The organism is Natrinema salinisoli (assembly GCF_020405205.1).
GTDB classification, from domain to species: Archaea; Halobacteriota; Halobacteria; order Halobacteriales; family Natrialbaceae; genus Natrinema; species Natrinema salinisoli.
Map to the genome: position 1 here is coordinate 3,863,339 of NZ_CP084469.1, position 16,754 is coordinate 3,880,092.

At 64.1% G+C, this 16,754-nt stretch carries 17 protein-coding genes; 12 read left to right on the forward strand and 5 right to left on the reverse strand.

What is annotated here, in order from left to right:
- Positions 1-25: 25 nt before the first annotated feature.
- The 6 genes from LDB05_RS19205 to arsN2 all read left to right on the forward strand — a co-directional run bounded on the left by LDB05_RS19205 (position 26) and on the right by arsN2 (position 4,333).
- A complete protein-coding gene (locus LDB05_RS19205) occupies positions 26-1,075 on the forward strand; it encodes a DUF7972 family membrane protein (RefSeq protein ID WP_226005580.1) in 1,050 nt (349 codons plus the stop codon).
- A gap of 203 nt (positions 1,076-1,278) precedes the next feature.
- A complete protein-coding gene (locus LDB05_RS19210; protein WP_226005581.1) occupies positions 1,279-2,310 on the forward strand; it encodes a DUF7972 family membrane protein in 1,032 nt (343 codons plus the stop codon).
- A gap of 77 nt (positions 2,311-2,387) precedes the next feature.
- Positions 2,388-2,834 carry an AAA family ATPase gene (locus tag LDB05_RS19215; protein WP_226005582.1) on the forward strand — a complete coding sequence of 149 codons (447 nt, stop codon included), beginning with the start codon at positions 2,388-2,390 and terminating at the stop codon, positions 2,832-2,834.
- 153 nt (positions 2,835-2,987) lie between these two features.
- The gene (locus tag LDB05_RS19220) at positions 2,988-3,359 is read left to right on the forward strand and encodes an ArsR/SmtB family transcription factor (protein ID WP_226005583.1); all 372 of its coding nucleotides are present in this window, start codon (positions 2,988-2,990) and stop codon (positions 3,357-3,359) included.
- Between the two features lie 152 nt (positions 3,360-3,511).
- Positions 3,512-3,802 carry a hypothetical protein gene (locus tag LDB05_RS19225; RefSeq protein WP_226005584.1) on the forward strand — a complete coding sequence of 97 codons (291 nt, stop codon included), beginning with the start codon at positions 3,512-3,514 and terminating at the stop codon, positions 3,800-3,802.
- 84 nt (positions 3,803-3,886) lie between these two features.
- The gene (arsN2, locus tag LDB05_RS19230; RefSeq protein ID WP_226005585.1) at positions 3,887-4,333 is read left to right on the forward strand and encodes an arsenic resistance N-acetyltransferase ArsN2; all 447 of its coding nucleotides are present in this window, start codon (positions 3,887-3,889) and stop codon (positions 4,331-4,333) included.
- A 137-nt stretch (positions 4,334-4,470) separates the two neighbouring features.
- Here arsN2 and LDB05_RS19235 read toward each other — a convergent pair whose 3' ends face one another.
- Entirely contained in the window at positions 4,471-5,349 is an 879-nt protein-coding gene (locus LDB05_RS19235) for a hypothetical protein (RefSeq protein WP_226005586.1), read from the reverse strand.
- 122 nt (positions 5,350-5,471) lie between these two features.
- The gene (locus tag LDB05_RS19240; RefSeq protein WP_250160929.1) at positions 5,472-6,299 is read right to left on the reverse strand and encodes a response regulator; all 828 of its coding nucleotides are present in this window, start codon (positions 6,297-6,299) and stop codon (positions 5,472-5,474) included.
- A gap of 585 nt (positions 6,300-6,884) precedes the next feature.
- Here LDB05_RS19240 and LDB05_RS19245 point away from each other — a divergent pair.
- Positions 6,885-8,054 carry an outer membrane protein assembly factor BamB family protein gene (locus LDB05_RS19245; RefSeq protein ID WP_226005588.1) on the forward strand — a complete coding sequence of 390 codons (1,170 nt, stop codon included), beginning with the start codon at positions 6,885-6,887 and terminating at the stop codon, positions 8,052-8,054.
- Between the two features lie 43 nt (positions 8,055-8,097).
- Here LDB05_RS19245 and LDB05_RS19250 read toward each other — a convergent pair whose 3' ends face one another.
- Together LDB05_RS19250 and LDB05_RS19255 are read right to left on the reverse strand one after the other, a co-directional pair.
- Positions 8,098-9,138, reverse strand: a complete 1,041-nt coding sequence (locus tag LDB05_RS19250; protein WP_226005589.1) for a dipeptide epimerase — start codon at positions 9,136-9,138, stop codon at positions 8,098-8,100.
- Between the two features lies 1 nt (position 9,139).
- Entirely contained in the window at positions 9,140-10,159 is a 1,020-nt protein-coding gene (locus LDB05_RS19255) for an N-acetyltransferase DgcN family protein (RefSeq protein WP_226005590.1), read from the reverse strand.
- Between the two features lie 318 nt (positions 10,160-10,477).
- On the opposite strand from LDB05_RS19255, the gene LDB05_RS19260 reads away from it, so the two are divergent.
- The 4 genes from LDB05_RS19260 (at position 10,478) to LDB05_RS19275 (ending at position 14,411) form a co-directional block, all read left to right on the forward strand.
- On the forward strand, positions 10,478-11,908 hold the full coding sequence (locus LDB05_RS19260; RefSeq protein ID WP_226005591.1) for a sulfatase: 1,431 nt from the start codon (positions 10,478-10,480) through the stop codon (positions 11,906-11,908).
- Positions 11,909-12,337 carry a GtrA family protein gene (locus tag LDB05_RS19265; protein WP_226005592.1) on the forward strand — a complete coding sequence of 143 codons (429 nt, stop codon included), beginning with the start codon at positions 11,909-11,911 and terminating at the stop codon, positions 12,335-12,337. It begins immediately after the preceding gene.
- 97 nt (positions 12,338-12,434) lie between these two features.
- The gene (locus LDB05_RS19270; protein WP_226007940.1) at positions 12,435-12,998 is read left to right on the forward strand and encodes a YqaA family protein; all 564 of its coding nucleotides are present in this window, start codon (positions 12,435-12,437) and stop codon (positions 12,996-12,998) included.
- Between the two features lie 84 nt (positions 12,999-13,082).
- The gene (locus LDB05_RS19275) at positions 13,083-14,411 is read left to right on the forward strand and encodes an MFS transporter (protein WP_226005593.1); all 1,329 of its coding nucleotides are present in this window, start codon (positions 13,083-13,085) and stop codon (positions 14,409-14,411) included.
- Between the two features lie 6 nt (positions 14,412-14,417).
- Here LDB05_RS19275 and LDB05_RS19280 read toward each other — a convergent pair whose 3' ends face one another.
- Entirely contained in the window at positions 14,418-15,389 is a 972-nt protein-coding gene (locus LDB05_RS19280) for a type IV pilin domain-containing protein (protein ID WP_226005594.1), read from the reverse strand.
- 192 nt (positions 15,390-15,581) lie between these two features.
- On the opposite strand from LDB05_RS19280, the gene coaBC reads away from it, so the two are divergent.
- Positions 15,582-16,754, forward strand: coding sequence for a bifunctional phosphopantothenoylcysteine decarboxylase/phosphopantothenate--cysteine ligase CoaBC (gene coaBC / locus LDB05_RS19285; RefSeq protein ID WP_226005595.1), 1,173 nt, complete (start codon positions 15,582-15,584; stop codon positions 16,752-16,754).

A 16,754-nucleotide genomic window follows, 5' to 3' on the forward strand; every position in this document is an offset into this window, starting at 1 on the left:
TGTCGGGTCGGTGGAACGTATCGCTATGGGATCCGCCGAGACCGACGAGACGCTCGAGTCCTACGGGGCCGACGTCGGGACTCGTGAGGGCGTGGCGACACGATTCCGTGAGTGGTTCCTGATCAGAGGCAACCGGTTGGGTGTCGCGGCGATCGTTTCGGTCGCCGTCTTCGTGATCGTGGTCGGGCTCTACGAACTCGGTGTCGTCTCGTTTACGAACCCGAACTCCGTGACGCGCGTGGCCAGCGGCATGATTGCAGGCACGTTCTCCCTCGTGACGCTGGTCGTCTCGGTCAACCAGTTGATCCTCTCTCAGGAGTTCACCACGGCGAACAAAGCGCGCGATCGGTTCGATGGTGTCGTCGAGTTCCGACGAAACGTGGCGACCGAGGCCGGCATTCCCACGGCTCCGGCTGCGCCGACGAGAGTGCTCGAGCTCATAATCGAAACGATCCGACACGACGCGGTCACGCTCGCCGATATCGTCTCCGATCACGACGAGGAAGTTCGCCACAGAGTCCTCCAGTACACGAACAGCGTCGAGGAACGAGCCGAAGAAGTCAGTGAAACGCTCGATAAAGCCGGAATAAGCACGTTTTCGGCCGTTTCGGCGGCGATACACTACGACGAGGCCTGGCAACTGTACGTCGCGACCCATCTGCGAAACGACTACGCCGACTCGTTGTCGCCGGCTGCGACGGACCAACTCGAGGAGTTGATCGGCTCCCTGAAGCTGTTCAATGTCGCCCGGGAGCAGTTCAAGACGACCTACTTGCAGCGAGAACTCACCCGGTTCTCGCAGTTGACGATCTACTGTGGGGTCCCGTCGATCCTGTCGGCGATCCTCATCGGGCTCCTCTACGCCAACGTTACGGGCCCGAGTATCAACGTCGCAGTGCTTCCGTACGTCGTGAGCGTGCTGATCGTCGTCGTCCTCTCGCCGCTCGCGCTGCTCGTCTCCTACATCCTCCGGACCGCGACGGTCACGCACCGAACCGCGTCGGTCGGTCCGATGATCCCCCAGAAGGATCCCGACGAAGGACCGTTCGACGTGACCTACGGCGAAGAACGGTAACGACCGAACTCAGCGTCGACCCGTTCGAGCAGCCGTCGGACGGTCTGGCGTCTCTCGACGGTCATTATCGGGTCAATCGAGTCGACCGACTGGGGGATATTCTTCGGGTCGATCGACGGGGTTCCAGTACGGGTCGTCTCATTGACCCGTCGCCTTCCGGGCCGACGCTTTTGTTCGCGGTCCTCGTCGGTTCGAATCGCTGAATGGACAGCTCGGACTCGGAAGCTGACGAGAACGGCGGCGGCCGACTCACCGGACCGCGGCTGTATCTCCTGCTTCGGATGGATCGTCGGCTGCTCACGGCGGTCGTGCTCGGGATCGTGTTCGTCGTCCTCGTCGGGCTCAGTCAGGTCGGCCTCCCGGCGCTGCGGACGATCGTCGCGACCAACAACGGCACCTTCTGGATCTTCTCGGCGTTCATCGGGTCGATCATCACGGGGACCTCGATCGTCGTCACGATCAATCAGCTGGTGCTCTCCCAGGAGCTCGGCGCGGTCGGCGACCAGCGCGAACGGATGCAGGAGGCGATGGGCTTCCGTCAGGATCTGGAAGAGAGACTCGAGGAGGACGTAACGCCGCCCGAGCCAGCCGGTTTCCTCTACGAGCTCGTCGATGGAATTCAGGAGGAAGCGAACGATTTCGAGTCGACGATGACGGACAACCCCGATCACAGCGACGAGCTCAAGGAGAAGGTCCGCAACTACGTCGACGATCTCTCCGAGAACGCCGAAACCGTCAAGGGGAACCTCGAGGACGCCCAGTTCGGGACGTTCGAGGTGATCTGGAACGCGCTCAATTTCAACTATTCGCGGAAGATCTACGACGCCCGCAAGCTCCGCGCGGACCACCAGGAGGAACTGTCCGACGATGCCAACGATGAGATCGACGACATGGTAACGCTCCTGAAGTTCTTCGGCCCCGCTCGAGAGCACTTCAAGACGCTGTATTTCCAGTGGGAACTGATCAATCTCTCCCGGGCGCTGCTGTACGCGGCGATCCCCGCGCTCACGGTGACGGGGATCATGCTGATGTACGTCGATGCGACCGTCTTGCCCGGGCAGACGCTTGGCGTCGACAATCTCGTCTGGCTGACCAGCGCGGGGTTCGTCATCGGGATCACGCCGTTCGTGATCTTCATCGTCTACATTCTCCGGATCGCGACGGTCGCCAAGCGAACGCTCGCGATGGGCCCCTTCATTCTCCGGCAGTCCGAGCGCGACGAGGATCTGGGGTGACGACGCGCTTGATCCGTCCCCGGATCGAGGAGTGCCGATCCGCGCCATTGGTATGGCTCCGGTGGATACCGTCGGCCGTGATCGTCGCCATCTGCGGGCCGCCGGGTGCGGGAAAGACCACCGTGGCGACCCGCGTTCGCGCGCGGCTCGAGGAGGACGGAATCCTCGTTCGAGTGATCCACTCCGACGACTTCTCGAGTCGCACCTACGAGCAACTCGCCGAGCGGGTCGCCGCGGCACCCGACCCTGGAGTCACGCTGGTCGACGGCACCTTCTATCGCCGGGCGTGGCAAACGCGGTTTCGGACCCTCGGTGACGTGCAGTTCGTCCTCGTCACCGCGAGCCTCGAGAGCTGTCTCGAGCGAAATCGACGCCGTGCGGATTCGATCGATGAGCAGGGCGTCCACGTGGTCTACCGGGAGTTCGACGAGCCCGAGGCCGACCTCGAGATCGACACGGATCGGTGTGGGCCCGACGATGCGGCCGACCGGATCGCGGCCGCGATCGAGGGCTGGCTCGAGTGAGTGTCTGGTTCCGACCGGCCGTGATACAGCGGTCCGGTCGGTGTGCGTACCGCGACCGTCTGCCCGGAGGGTTTCTTCTGTCTTCGTTTCGAACTGTCACTGTCACGACCACAATATCTATATTAGTGGGTGCTAATATTAGCAATTGCTAAGATGAGCGAACGACAAATCGACGGGCCGGCTCCACCGGACGACTCGCAGACGGTCGACTGTTGCTCGACCGGCCACTCCCTGCCGGAAGATGCGGTCGCCGCCGACGTGCAAACGCTTGCGACCCTCGGGAACGATACCCGCTACGAAGCGCTTCGGCTCATCGCCGCGGCCGACGACGGTATCTGCGTCTGTGAACTCGAGCCGTCCCTCGGCGTGAGTCAGGGTGCGGTCAGTCAGGCCCTCTCCCGGCTTTTCAGCGCCGGGCTGGTCGACCGGCGAAAAGAGGGTCGATGGCGGTACTACACCGCGACGCCGCGCGCCGAGCGGCTGCTCCGCGTCCTCGACGAAACGAGGTCGGTCGACGATGACTGACGACGCCGCTACCGATCGACGGCAAAAAACTAACACCGTCGCCACACTCCCATGTCGACTCTGACGACCGCTGTCGTCGAAACCGAGAGGCCGTTGCGAAACGTATCGCTGGCTCCGCCACGACCGTCACCGCTGCCCTACACAACTGCACCATGTCACGTCCACCGTTCGATCCACGATATCGTCCAGCCGTCGAGCAACCCAGCTGGGAACGCGTACTCGCGAGCTACGCCCTCGTGCCCGCGTTGCTCTTCCTGCTCTGGGCCATCAGCCAGCCGCACGCCGCTATCGTTGTCCTCACGGCGACCGTCGCCCTCTTCCTCGTCGCGCGACGCAGCCTCGGTCTGGCCCGCTGCCTCTCCGATTGTGGGGGGTTCTCGGTCGATTTGGGCGGGAAGCTCCGGATTACGATCGCTCGGCCGCAGGTCGATGACTCGCGGTAGCCTTCAGTTCGCGCCGCAGAAGCGACGCCGGCAGCGGGACGACCGGCCGACCCAGTCACCGCCAACGGAGGGCGATGGAAGCGTATGACCGACGTTTCGATAACGCTCCGACCGGTGGACGCTGAGACCGTCGAACGCGTCGAAGCGCTGTTGAAAGCCAACGACCTCCCGTATCGGGACGTCCGAACGAAGCCAGAGTGTTTCGTCACCGCGTTCTCCGAGACGACGTTCGTCGGCGTCGGCGGCGTCGAACGATACGGGTCGAACGGGCTCTTGCGGTCGGTCGTCGTGACGGAATCGAATCGCGGTCAGGGGTACGGCACTGCCCTGGTCGGCGCGCTCGAGGACCGCGCACGATCCAACGGGGTGGAGACGCTGTACCTCTTGACCACGACCGCGTCGGCGTTCTTTCAACGAGAGGGGTACGACGCAGTCGATCGAGAGGCCGTTCCGGAGTCCATTCAGCAAACGACCGAGTTCGCGGATCTCTGTCCGAACTCGGCGATCTGCCTGAAAAAGAACCTCGAGTGATAACCCGCCGAAATCGGCCGGAACTCGGGGAGGCTCGAATCGGACGCTCGAGTCACGACGGAGAGCCGGCCACTCGACTGACGGCGTACTTCCGCTTGCGGAGCGGTCGCACCGCATTGTGCTCCGGGAAAGAACCGCTACAGCCCCAGATCGATACCGAACCGGTCGGCCGGAGCGAAGTCCCCCGGCAGTTCCTCGGGGACGACCTCGTCCGGCAGGGCATCCCAGTTGAGCTCGTCCTCCCCGGGGACCGCGTCGGTGTCGAACTCGGGTTCGTCGGCGGGGGGCACGTCGCGATACTCCCGTGGCGGCGCGTCGTGTGCGTAGACGCTCTCGGGATGGTCGACGGTCCAGACGTGGAGCATACACGGGGTTCGACAGGGGAACTCTCGATCACCGTCCTGGAAATCCCCTTCGTACGCCCGGCGGTAGTACCACCACGCGAATCGTCCTGGGAGTCCGGTGTGGGCGTGCCACGGCGAACACCGCTCTTCGGACGTCTCCTCGCCGTACACCGCCGGTGGCTCGACCGAGTCTCCGTCAAGCGTCGCGATGAACATGACGCCGATCGGTTGCCAGGACCGGTTGTCGACGAGCACCGATTCCGGCCGTTCGGGATCCAGGAGCTCGCCGTCGCCGATGAATTCCGGACTGAGCCAGTGCGACCAGCTATCGTCGCCGGTCTCGAGCGTATCGAAGTACGGCTTGTATCCCACCTCGAGCAGCGTCTCCACGTTGGAATACCTGGTCTCGAGGGTATCCCGAACGGCCGACCGGAGCTCGGTCGTCGCCGGATGGTCGTCCGCACAGCCCTCGGTGCTCGCCCCCTCGCAGTGGGTCATTCCCGTCTCGAGGGTCGCTTCCGGGCAGTTCTCGTCGAACCAGTGGGTCGTCCGGGGCGCACTGTCGTCCCCATCGGCTCGCACGCTCCCGACCGCCGAAAGCGTCGCAGTTCCGGCTGACGCCCGCAACAGCGTCCGTCGCGACACGTGCAATTTGTCGTCACTGTCGTGCATCCCAGCACGTTCCACACCGACCGTCGGTATGAAACCCGGTTGCCGGTCGAACTGATAGTCACCCGGGGAAACCGCTTGGCGGACGTGGCGTCGAAACCCTGATGGAACGGGCGGAGCCGTCCTCAGTGAAAGGCCGACTCGAGGACGGCAGCCAGTTCGATATCGGTCGGTTCGTCTTCCCACCCGCCGTCGTCGTCGACGTAGCGTTCGGGGGTTTCGCAGCTGAAGCCGTAGATTCCGATGATCCCGTCGGCCGGCTCGATCGGCTCGGAACTGTCGGCCGCTACCCAGGCGTAATCCTCACCCGACGGGATGAGCTCGCCGATCGCTTCGATCTCCCCGGCCTCGAACAGCGGTTCGATCGCCGGTGCGAGCGTACCGGTCACCGAGACGTGGATGTCGCTCTCCCCGGCCGGGCTCGCCTCGCCGGTGTACAGTTCGTAGACGACCGCGTGCTCCTCGACGACCGCGATTTCGAGCCGGTCGTAGGACCATCTGGCCGCAAAGCGTCTGAACAGGGGGTCCTCTTCAGGCCTGTCGAGGTGATACTCGAGCAGGCTCGCCTTGCGTGATGCCGTATACGGCTCGAGGGCATCGGCCGTATCGAGTTTCTCAACGAGGGAGAGTTTCTTGACCAGCGTTTCCTCGTCGATGGGTTTGACGAGGTAGTCGGTGATCGGGAGCTCGATAATGTCGGTTCCGGGGGCAACTGCGGTGATCATCAGAGTGATCACGTCGGATCCTTTCGGGACCGTCTCGAGGACCTCTCGCCCCGAACCGTCCGGGAGTCGCCGATCGAGAAGGACGATGTCGACTGCCGGCTGCGATTCCAGTTTCGCCTGGCCGTCGGCGACCGAACCCGCGGTGTGGATCCGCGTGTTGTGCCCGCAGAAAGCTCGCGTCCAGACCGTCAGAAGTTCCGCGAGTTCTTCGTCGTCTTCGACGATCAATACGGACCGGGTGGTCGTATCGGTCGTTTTCGGCCCTGCCGAACCCGTTTGGGCACCACTTCGAGATAGGTTAAAAGTCATATCAGTTGATAATTTTTGTTGGATCTCTGTAACTCATCGCTTTCGATATTCGCCACAAATAGTTCTCTGTGCTCTCATATACGATTTATTAGCTTAATATACATTTTAATATATAAATGTTATTCATTCAACAGAACTGTGGTTCCGTTCGAGACGATTCGAGGGGACTCTCCACTCCCAGCGTTCGAGGAACGGGACGGTTCGGTCTCGTGACCGTGGCTCTCGAGTCACGACTCGAGCGCGACCGGGATCGGGCGGACGCGGACGGCACTCGACGAATCGGTCGTCACTATCGCCTCTCGTGAATTCGAATCGATCGACGCTGACGCGGTCCCGGCCACCGAGGCGACGCTGAGAGCGCCGATGGTCAAGTACTGCCGCTGGTGACGGAGTGTTCGGGGAAGTCCACCCGAGTATATCGCCGATCCGGTTTTGAAAAGCGACGGGACGAGCCGTGTACCAATAACGATCAAGTTTAAATATTTGTTTCCGAAACGAGGAACGATGGCGTGGAAGGGTGGCCGGCGGTCGGTGGTGAAAATCGGCGGGGTAGCATGTGCGTTCGGGCTGGCAGGATGTCTCGGCGACAGCAACGAGTCGGAGACCGGATCGACCGCTGGGAGTGACGCGTCCTGGCCGACATACGGTGCGACGGCTGCGAACGTCGGTTACGCGTCTCTCGAAGGGCCGCTCGAGAGTGTCGCCGAACGGTGGCGGCTCGAGACGGACGCGACGGTTCGCGGCAGTCCAGTAGTGGCCGACGGGACGGTCTACGTCGGGAACGACGCAGGTAGTCTGTACGCGCTGGACGCCGGCACTGGCGAGACGACCTGGCAGTTCGAGACGGGTGAAGAGTTCCGCCACAGTCCGTCGGTGACCGAGGGGACGGTCTACGTCGGTAGCGAGGACGGGTTCGTGTACGCTATCGACGCGGCCACAGGGGCGGAACGCTGGCGAAACGAAGTGGCCCCCGATTCGAGTCCGACGGTCGTCGAGGGCACCGTCTACGTCGGGGGTAACTGGGGCACGGTCCACGCCCTCGAGGCGGAAACCGGCGAGGAACGCTGGCGGTTCGAGACGGACGGAGAGTACGTACACACGACCCCGGCAGTGGTCGACGGCACCGTCTACGTCGGTAGCGAGGACGGGTCGGTCCACGCGATCGATGCGCGAGGTGGAGAGGCCGACTGGCAGTTCGGGACGGACGAAGCGGTTCGCGGCAGTCCAGCGGTGGCCGACGGGACGGTCTACCTCGGGAGCGGCGACGGTTTCGTGTACGCCCTCGACGCGATCACCGGCGAGGAACGCTGGCGGTTCGAGACGGACGGGTTCCCGAATACCAGTCCCGCGGTTCACGATGACACCGTCTTCGTCGGCTGTGGCACCGAGTCCGCCGACCGCAGGGGCGACGTGATCGCACTCGACGCCGCGATGGGCGATGTCCGGTGGAGGTTCCGGGTCGAAGAACCAGTTCGGACCGGTCCGGCGGTGACCGACGACGCGGTCTACGTGGGGAGCGACGACGGGGCAGTCCACGCGGTCGACGTCGAGAGCGGCGAGCACCGCTGGCGGTTTCCGACGAACGACGCGATCGTCTCGAGCCCCGCCGTGGCCGGCGGTGCCGTCTTCGTCGGAAGCGACGACCGCAGGGTGTACGCGGTCGAAGAACGGTAGCGCGACGGCTCGACTCGTAGTCGCCGCCCACAGACGACGGCTATCAGCGCCGCTCCGCGCCGGTTCCCGGCCGATTCGGATCGTCGATCGCGATCTCGCCGTTCTTTTCGATCGGCCCCGCATACGGATCGTCCGCGAGCAGCAGGGAGCCGTCCAGATCGGCGTAGTCCAGCAGGGGCGCGAGGTGACACGCCGCTGCGATGGAGGCGTTCGATTCAGTCATACAGCCGAGCATGACCTCGAGACCGTGGGCCCGGGCCGCGTGGATCATCCGTTTCGCCTCCCGGAGGCCGCCGCATTTCATCAGTTTCAGGTTCGCGATGTCACACCGGTCCGCGATTCTGGGAATATCCGCGAGCGTCACGCATGATTCGTCGGCGGCGATCGGCAGTGCCGACCGCTCGTACACGAACCGCAGCCCCTCGGGATCGTCGGCGGAAACCGGCTGTTCGACGAACGCGAGGTCGAACTCAGCGAGGCGATCGATTTTTGCGACCGCTTCCCGTGGGGTCCAGGCCTCGTTCGCGTCGACGAACAGCCTGACGTCCGGTGCGACGGATCGAATCGTCCGGACGATCTCGGCGTCGCAGTCGGTCCCGAGTTTGATTTTCAGGGTCCCGTGCCCTCGGTCCAGGGCCGATTCCGTCTTCTCGCGCATCGTCTCGAGATCGTCGAGCCCGATGGTATAGGAACTTTCGAGGGGATCAGCGGGATCGAGCCCCCAGTAGCGATAGAGGGGTATCTCGAGTCGTTTGCCGACGAGATCGTGCAGCGCGATGCTCACTGCGGCCCGGGCAGCCGGATTTCGTCGAACAGTCTCGCGCATGCGGCGTTCGATCCGCTCGAGGCGGTGGGGATCGTCGACGGCTTCTACCACCGCGAGCAGGTCGGGGAGAACGGCCTCGACCGTGGCGGCGGTCTCCCCGTAATGGGACGACGGTGCGGCAGCGCCGATGCCGGTCGTCCCGTCGTCGTCTTCGATCCGGATGAACGCGACCTCGGTTTCGGTCGTCCTCCCGCGAGCGATCTCGAAGGGGTGCTCGAGGGGCAGCGTACGCCGTTCGAACGACGTCTCGAGCCCCATCTCAGCACAGCACCTCGAGGAGGTCGTCGGTTCCGAACCGGAGCACGTCGGTGGCGGGTGCGCCGATTTCGCTGGCGTAGTCGTCGACCGCCTCCCGGGCGGCCTCGTCGTCCTCGAGGCCGGCGGTGTTGAGTGCGCCGGCGACGACCTCGCTCTCCGCGACCGGTGCGGCGACGCTCTCGTAGAGATCGACGCAGGTCCGGACCGACGGCAGCGAGAACGACTCGTAGCCGTGGATCTCTTCTCGGCCGGCCTCGTGGCAGAGTACGAGTTCGTCCGCCATCGATCCGTGGAGGATGCCGAGAGTGACCGGCGAGTACGCCGGATGGACGATGCTCCCTTGCCCCTCGACGAACAGGTAGTCGTGGTCGTCGCCTTTTTCGAGAATCATTTCCTCGACCGCGCCCGCGGTGAAGTCGCTGACGACGCGATCGATCGGGTTCCCCCAGCCCTCGATCATGATCCCCGTCTGGCCGGTCGGGATGACGGCGGCGTCGTGGCCGGCCGCACGGGCGTCGCGGGCGAGCTCCATCGTCGTCGTCATCTTGCCGACCGAGCAGTCGGTGCCGACGGTGAGGATCACGTCGGCGTCGACTTCCCCGGCGACGCCCTCGCTGACCGAGAGATCGTCCGGCGGGTTCCGAACGTCGCGAATCTCGCAGTCGTTCTCCGCCGCCAATCTGGAGAATTCCTCGTCCTCGGCGAGGAAGTAGTGGAGTCCCGATACCACGTCGCAGCCGTACTCGAGTGCCGTTCGAACGTCCTCGCGCCAGCTCTCGTCGAAGCCGCCCCCGATCGGTGCGATCCCGATCAGCAGAGTGTCGACCGCGTCCGGCTCGAGATCACTCATTCCGGCGACGATCGGCGCGTCCTGTACGTCCGGGACGGAATCCGAGACGCGGCGTCCGGCGGTCTCTCGATCGAGGACGGCGACGGCGTCGTGGTCGGCGTACCGGAGAACGCCGAGGGCGGTTTTGGCCTGGCTGGGAAACTTCTCGTGGGCGAGAATGGCGACACGCATACCGGGACATGGGCGAGGGGTTACTTAACCCTACAGTTGCGTGACGGAGTCGTCGGCGGTGGACCGCAAGCAGGGCGGCCTTTATTACGTCGATCGATCGTATGGTGCATTCGAGAATCAGTTCGTATCAGCCGAACTTCATCAGTTCAGGAATACCGAAACTCTCATTTCGGTAACCCACCGATTCCGTCCCAACGTTGTGTTTCACCAGACCGGACAGGTCGATGCGGGGCCGCTATCCGGTGCTCGTGTCGCCACCGGTCGGTGGAACCGAATCGTGATCTCGAGCCGACAGTAAACAGCGAGGGAATCAAAAGCATGGTATCTGATACGTCTGTTTCGAACGTTGTACTCGTCACGGTCGATTCGCTGCGTGCGGACGCGATCGGCCCGTACGATAGCGATCGGCACACACCGGTGATGGATTCCCTCGCCGACAGCGGCACCGTTTTCGAGCGGGCCTTCGCGACCGGGAACTGGACGCCGTTTTCGTTCCCGTCGATGCTCGCTTCCCGGCCCGTGTTTGCCGACAACGGCCGAATCGGCGTCGAAGATTCGCCGACGCTCGCGGAAACGGTCTCCGACGCGGGCGTTTCGACCGGCGGATTCAACGCCGCCAACGGCTTTCTCACGACGCACTGGGGGTACGACGACGGGTTCGACGAGTTCGATCCCTTCGTCGCGAACGTGGGCTCGAGCGTGTACAGCCGGTATCTCGCGACGCACCCGACGGTCGAAGCGTGGCTCCAGTTGGCGGCCTCGCCGATCCGTCGCGCCGGCTCCTGGCTCCGCGGAAACACGGACGATCGGCCGTTTCTGGACACGTCGCGGATGTTCGACGTCGAACACGCCGCGGGCGAGTTCGTCGAGGAGACGGATTCGCCGTTCTTCCTCTGGATCCACTACATGGACACGCACACGCCGTACGTTCCCGCACCACGCTACATCCGCGAGGTCTCCGACGACCGGCTCGGGACCCACAAGATGTTGCTCGCCCACACGCGAACCGGACTCGGATGGGACGTCAGCGACCGAACGCTCGCGGACCTTCGAACGCTCTATCAGGCGACGGCCCGGCAGGTCGACGCGAGCATCGGCCGGCTCCTCGAGACCCTCTCGGACCACGATTACGACGACGATACGGCCGTCATCCTGGCGGGCGACCACGGCGAGGAGTTCCAGGAACACGGCCACCTCGCACACTATCCCAAGCTGTACGACGAGCTGATTCACGTCCCGTTCATCGTGGACGTTCCCGGCTCCGAGGGAGGCCGAGTCGAGCAGCAGGTCGGACTCGATTCCATCCCGCCGACGGTAACCGATCTGATGGACGTCGAGGCCCCGGACGAGTGGACCGGCGAGACGCTCGTTCCGAGCGTCGTCGGCGAGGAGTCCCCGGCCGACGAGCCGGTCGTCTCGGTCACCGTCCGGGACGAGTCGGTGACGAAACAGCCGATCCCGCGGTCGCTCGAGGACGGCGAACTCCTCGTCAGCGCTCGGAACCGTGACTGGACCTACATCGAAAACGTCGAAACCGAGGAGCCAGAACTGTACTATCGACCCGACGACCCGCTGCAACAGACGAACCTCGCGACCGATCCGACTCCGGAGCAACGGGACGTGATCGAATCGCTCGCGCCGGTCGTTGCGGCCCACGCGAGTATGATCCGGGATGCGGAGCCGACGGAAGAGGACGGGGACGTCGACGAGGACCTCGAGGCGCGGTTGTCGGCCCTCGGCTACCGATAGATGATCAGATCGTTCCTTCGCAGTCTCGTCGACGGGCCGCTTGCACGCCAGCTTCGACGGTTCGTCATCGTCGGGGTTATCGCTGCGACGGTACAGATGATACTGCTGTGGGCGTTCGTCGACAGCGCCGGGCTGCATTATCTGGTCGGTGCGATGATCGCCATCGAGATCACGATTGTCCTCTCGTACGTTCTCAACAACGCGTGGACGTTCCAGACGATCCAGAACACCGGCACTATCGATTATCTCACGGGGCTGGTCAAGACGAACGTCGTCCGCGGAACGGCGATACCGATCCAGCTCGCCGTCCTCTTCAGTTTCGTCGAGTGGGTACACGCTCCGTATCTCATCGCCAACGGGATCGCGATCGCTCTCAGTGGGGTGTATCGATACGTACTCGACGCGCGATGGACATGGGGGTCAACGTGACGGCAACCCCCGGTAGCGACCGAGCACGTCGTCAGACGTTTTTGCTCGTCGATCGATCGAAAAAAACACGGCCCACCCAACTACGTAGGTACCAATGATGGCTATTCCGCTCCCGACGATTCTCGTGGTAGAGGCACTGAACGGTCTGCTCGCTGCTCCCGGTGAAGCACTCGTCGAGTCCGCCACCGGCTGGGGCGGGATGGGGATCGTCTTCGTCTACTCGTTTCTGATCGCGTTCGCGCTGCCCGGTCCCAGCGAGGTCGTCCTGCTCGCGCCGCTCGATCTCGGCTTTCCGCAGTGGCTCCGCCTCACGATAATCATGCTCGTCAGCGCGACCGGCAAGGCGGCCGGCAGCGTGGTCGCGTTTCACCTCGGGCAGGAAGTCAAACAGTCCGGACCGATAACGCGGTGGTTGCGTCGGTCCAGATGGGACATCCTCGCCTGGTCGGAGAAGCGCTCGGTCCAGCTCGCGCGGCGGTACGGGTACGGCGGGCTCGCGATCGCCCTCTCCGTTCCGTTCTTCCCCGACACGATCTCGATATACGCCTTCGCCGTCCTCGAGGAAGATTACCCGCGATTCGCCCTGGCCACGTTCCTCGGGAGCCTCGGCCGGCTCGTCGTGACGGTGGGGTTCTTCGGTGGCCTCGCGACGGTATTTTGATCGGATCGTTCGGTTCAATTACGACTGCTTTCGCGCGAATCGGACGATCACCACAGTTTACCCGTTCGCGACTGAGCAGATGGTATGACGGATCGCTGGCTCGCTGCCTGGGGCCTCGGCTCGGTCGCGTTCGGCGGCGCATCGCTGTTGGTTCCACTCTACATCGTTTTGCTCGGTGCGGCGCCGGTACAGCTCGGTATTCTGGCCGCAACGGCGGCCATCGTGGGCGCGCCCGGCGCGATCGCGTTCGGTCGCGTGGCGAATCGGGTCGACAATCGCCGGCCGCTGGTCATCGCGACGCTACTCGGAGTCACGGGCTCGCTGGCCGTAATTCCGTTTCTGACGTCGATTAGGTCCGTTATCGTCGTGAACGCGGTCCTCTGGTTGTTCGTCGCGTCCGTCGGCCCCGTGTTGACCATGCTCGTCGTCGACGACGCACCGGAGTTCGCGTGGAGCGAACGGATCGGTCTGGTGAACAAGTATCAGGGCTACGGCTGGGCCGGCGGGCTCGTCCTCGGAACCATCTGGCCGTTCGTCGGGAGCCGACTGCTCGCGGCCGACGCGGCGACGCTGACCCGGGCGCTGTTCTGGGTGCTCGCGGGCTGTGCCGGCGTCAGCGCTCTCCTGGCGATACGGACGCTCCCGCGTCCCGCGCCGTCGGCACACGTCACGGACGACCGCGCCGTTCGACGGATCGGCCGACTGCTGGCGGAGTCGGGTCGCGGCGTCAAAGGCGCGACGTTCGCCTTCTCACCCAACCGTCTCTACTGGACGACCCGCGGCATCGATCCGCGACGGCTCGCGACGCGACTCGACCCGACGCTGCGGACGTACTTCGTCGCCGGCCTCTTCTTCTTTACCGGCTCCGCCGCGTTCTGGGCACCGCTCCCGCTGTTCCTGACCGACGTCGGCTTCGATTCGGGCCAGATATTCGCGCTCTATCTCGTCTCGAGTCTCGGCTCCGCGGTCTGTTACGAAGCCGCCGGACGGCTCTCGGCGCGATACGACGTCCGCCGCCTGCAGTCGGGCACCCTCGCCGCGCGAGGAGTGTTATTTCCGTCGACCATCGCGATCACGATGCTGGGCGGCGCCGCCGCGCTCGGTGGCGCCGCTCTCGTTCTGACGCTCGTGGGGATCACCTGGGCCGGCATCGCCGTCATCGGGACGGCGATCGTCACCCGGCTCGCGCCCACCAGCGCTCGCGGCGAGATACTCGGGGCCTACGTCGCGCTGGGCGCGATCGGCGGCGGTCTCGGCGGCGTTCTGGGCGGCTGGGCCGCGACCGTCAACTACTTCACCGCGTTCGCCGTCGCTGGCGGGCTCGTGCTGGTCGGGGCAGGGCTCGTCGTCTCGCTCGAGGCATTCGGGAATCGAAGCGTGACCGCATCGGCAAGCGATTCGACTGCCCGGTAGCAGCCGTTAACACTCGCTGGAGCCGTCGCCAGTGATCTCGGAATCGTCCTTGCAATCGATCGTATCTGCAGTTACGTCGCCGTCGACGAGAGAGTCGCCTTTGAGAACTACCGTGTGTCCCTCCGCATCGATATCTCCGTTGACGGTTCCGTCTTCGAGTTCCACGGATCCGTCCGTTTCGATCGGTCCATTAACAACCGATCCGTCTCCGACGGCTACGTCTTCTTCGGCGGCTGTAATCGCGCCGTCCATTTCGGTTCCCGATTTCAGATCGAGCGTATCTCCCGTTCCGTCGGACGGAACCGTGATATCTCCATCTATCTCCGGTCCATTATCCACGATTGGCACGTCTTCGGTCACGACATCACCAGTTATGCTGCCTCCTTTGAACGTCATTCCACCGTCTCCGTTCAATTTCACCTTCCCAATAAGCTCCCCACCGTCTTCGATCTCGACGTCGATATCGGTCCGCCCACCGTCGTCACCGACGACATCGAACTCGATCACTTCGCCGTCTTCGACCGTGAGATCTCCGCCCTCGAGTTCCGATTCACACTGGTCGAAACCGGTCGAGACACCCCGCAACTCGTACGTATCGAGCAGCGTGTCGGAGCCGATGACTTGCAATACGTCTCCCGGCTCGAGCGGATCGGGACAATCGCCCCCGTCGACGATCGTGATATCTCCCTTCTCGAGATCGCCGCTCCCGTCCCAGCTGCCACAGCTTCCTTCTCCCTGAAGTCGGATTTCGGTGTTGCCGGCTGACAGGCCCCGAATGTCGGTAAAGCCGATCGCCACGGTTCCGGTGTCGTCTTCCTGATACATAAGCTCCGCGTGGGGCGTCTGGTCGAAGACGCCGGCGCCGAGAATCCCCGCCGCGAGAACCGCCATCACTATCGACACCATTCCGACGAGCATCACCGTTCCCATCACTACCGATACCGCTCGCTCGTCCGATCGAAGCCGACGCGACTGCATTGATTACCTGTTCGAATACGGGAACTAACAGTTTGGGGATGTTTCTGGCGAATAGATCGTAAATACAATAGATAGCTGAAATAAGTTTGCCGCGTACGGGTACCACCGCTTGCCGCTCGTGCTGACTCGGTTTTCTAACGGGCATCCGACCGACAGTACTCCTAAAAGGACCCGTTCCGAAGTGGAGTGTACATGCTCGAGGGAGTCAACGTTGCGCTCGGGGTGACCGGATCGATCGCGGCCGTCAAGACGGTCGAACTGGCCCACGAGCTCCGACGACAGGGTGCGGCGGTTCGCGGGGTGATGACCGACAGCGCAGGGGGAATTATCCATCCCTGGGCAGTCGAGTTCGCGACGGAGAACGAGGTCGTCACGGAGATCACGGGGAGCGTCGAGCACGTCGAGCTCTGCGGCTACGACGGCTGGGCAGACGTCCTCCTGATCGCTCCCGCGACCGCGAACACGGTGGGCAAGATCGCGGGCGCGGTCGACGACACGCCGGTGACCACGTGTGCGACGACCGCGCTCGGTGCCGACACGCCGATCGTGATCGCCCCCGCGATGCACGAACCGATGTACGACCACCCCGGTGTGCTCGAGGCCATCGAGACCGTCGAGGAGTGGGGCGTCGAGTTCGTCGATCCGCGCATCGAGGAGGGGAAGGCCAAGATCGCCAGCGAGGACGCGATCGTCGCCGACGTGGCCCGCGCGGCCGGCGACCGACCGCTCGAGGGGGATCACGTCGTCGTCACGAGCGGTGCGACCAGCGAGTCGATCGACCCCGTCCGGGTGATTACGAACCGCTCGTCGGGCAAGATGGGGCGGGCCGTCGCGAACGCCTGCTACGTGCGCGGGGCGGACGTGACCCTCGTCCACGACGGCCCCGACGTGCCGTACGCCGACGTCCGCGAAGTCGAGAGCGCCGACGAGATGCTCGGGGCGACGAGAGCGGCCTGCGACGACACCGACGTGCTCGTCTCTGCGGCCGCGATCGGCGACTACACCGTCGAGACGAGCGACGAGAAGATCCGCTCGGGGCAGGAGCTCACCCTCGAGCTCGAACCGACGCCGAAGCTCATCGACGAGATTCGATCCGCCCATCCGGACCTTCCGATCGTCGGCTTCAAGACCGAAACGTCGAGCGACGAATCGGCGATGATCGAGCAGGCGAGGACGACGCTCGAGCGAGCCGATCTCGCGTTCGTCGTCGCGAACGATGCCAGCGTGATGGGTGCGGACCGAACCAGCGCACTGCTGGTTCACGCCGGCGACGTCGCTCGCTACGAGGGGTCGAAGGCGGGACTGGGTAGCGAGATCGCCGCGTCGATCGCGGCGGTACTCGAATCCAGCACGCCGACGAACTAA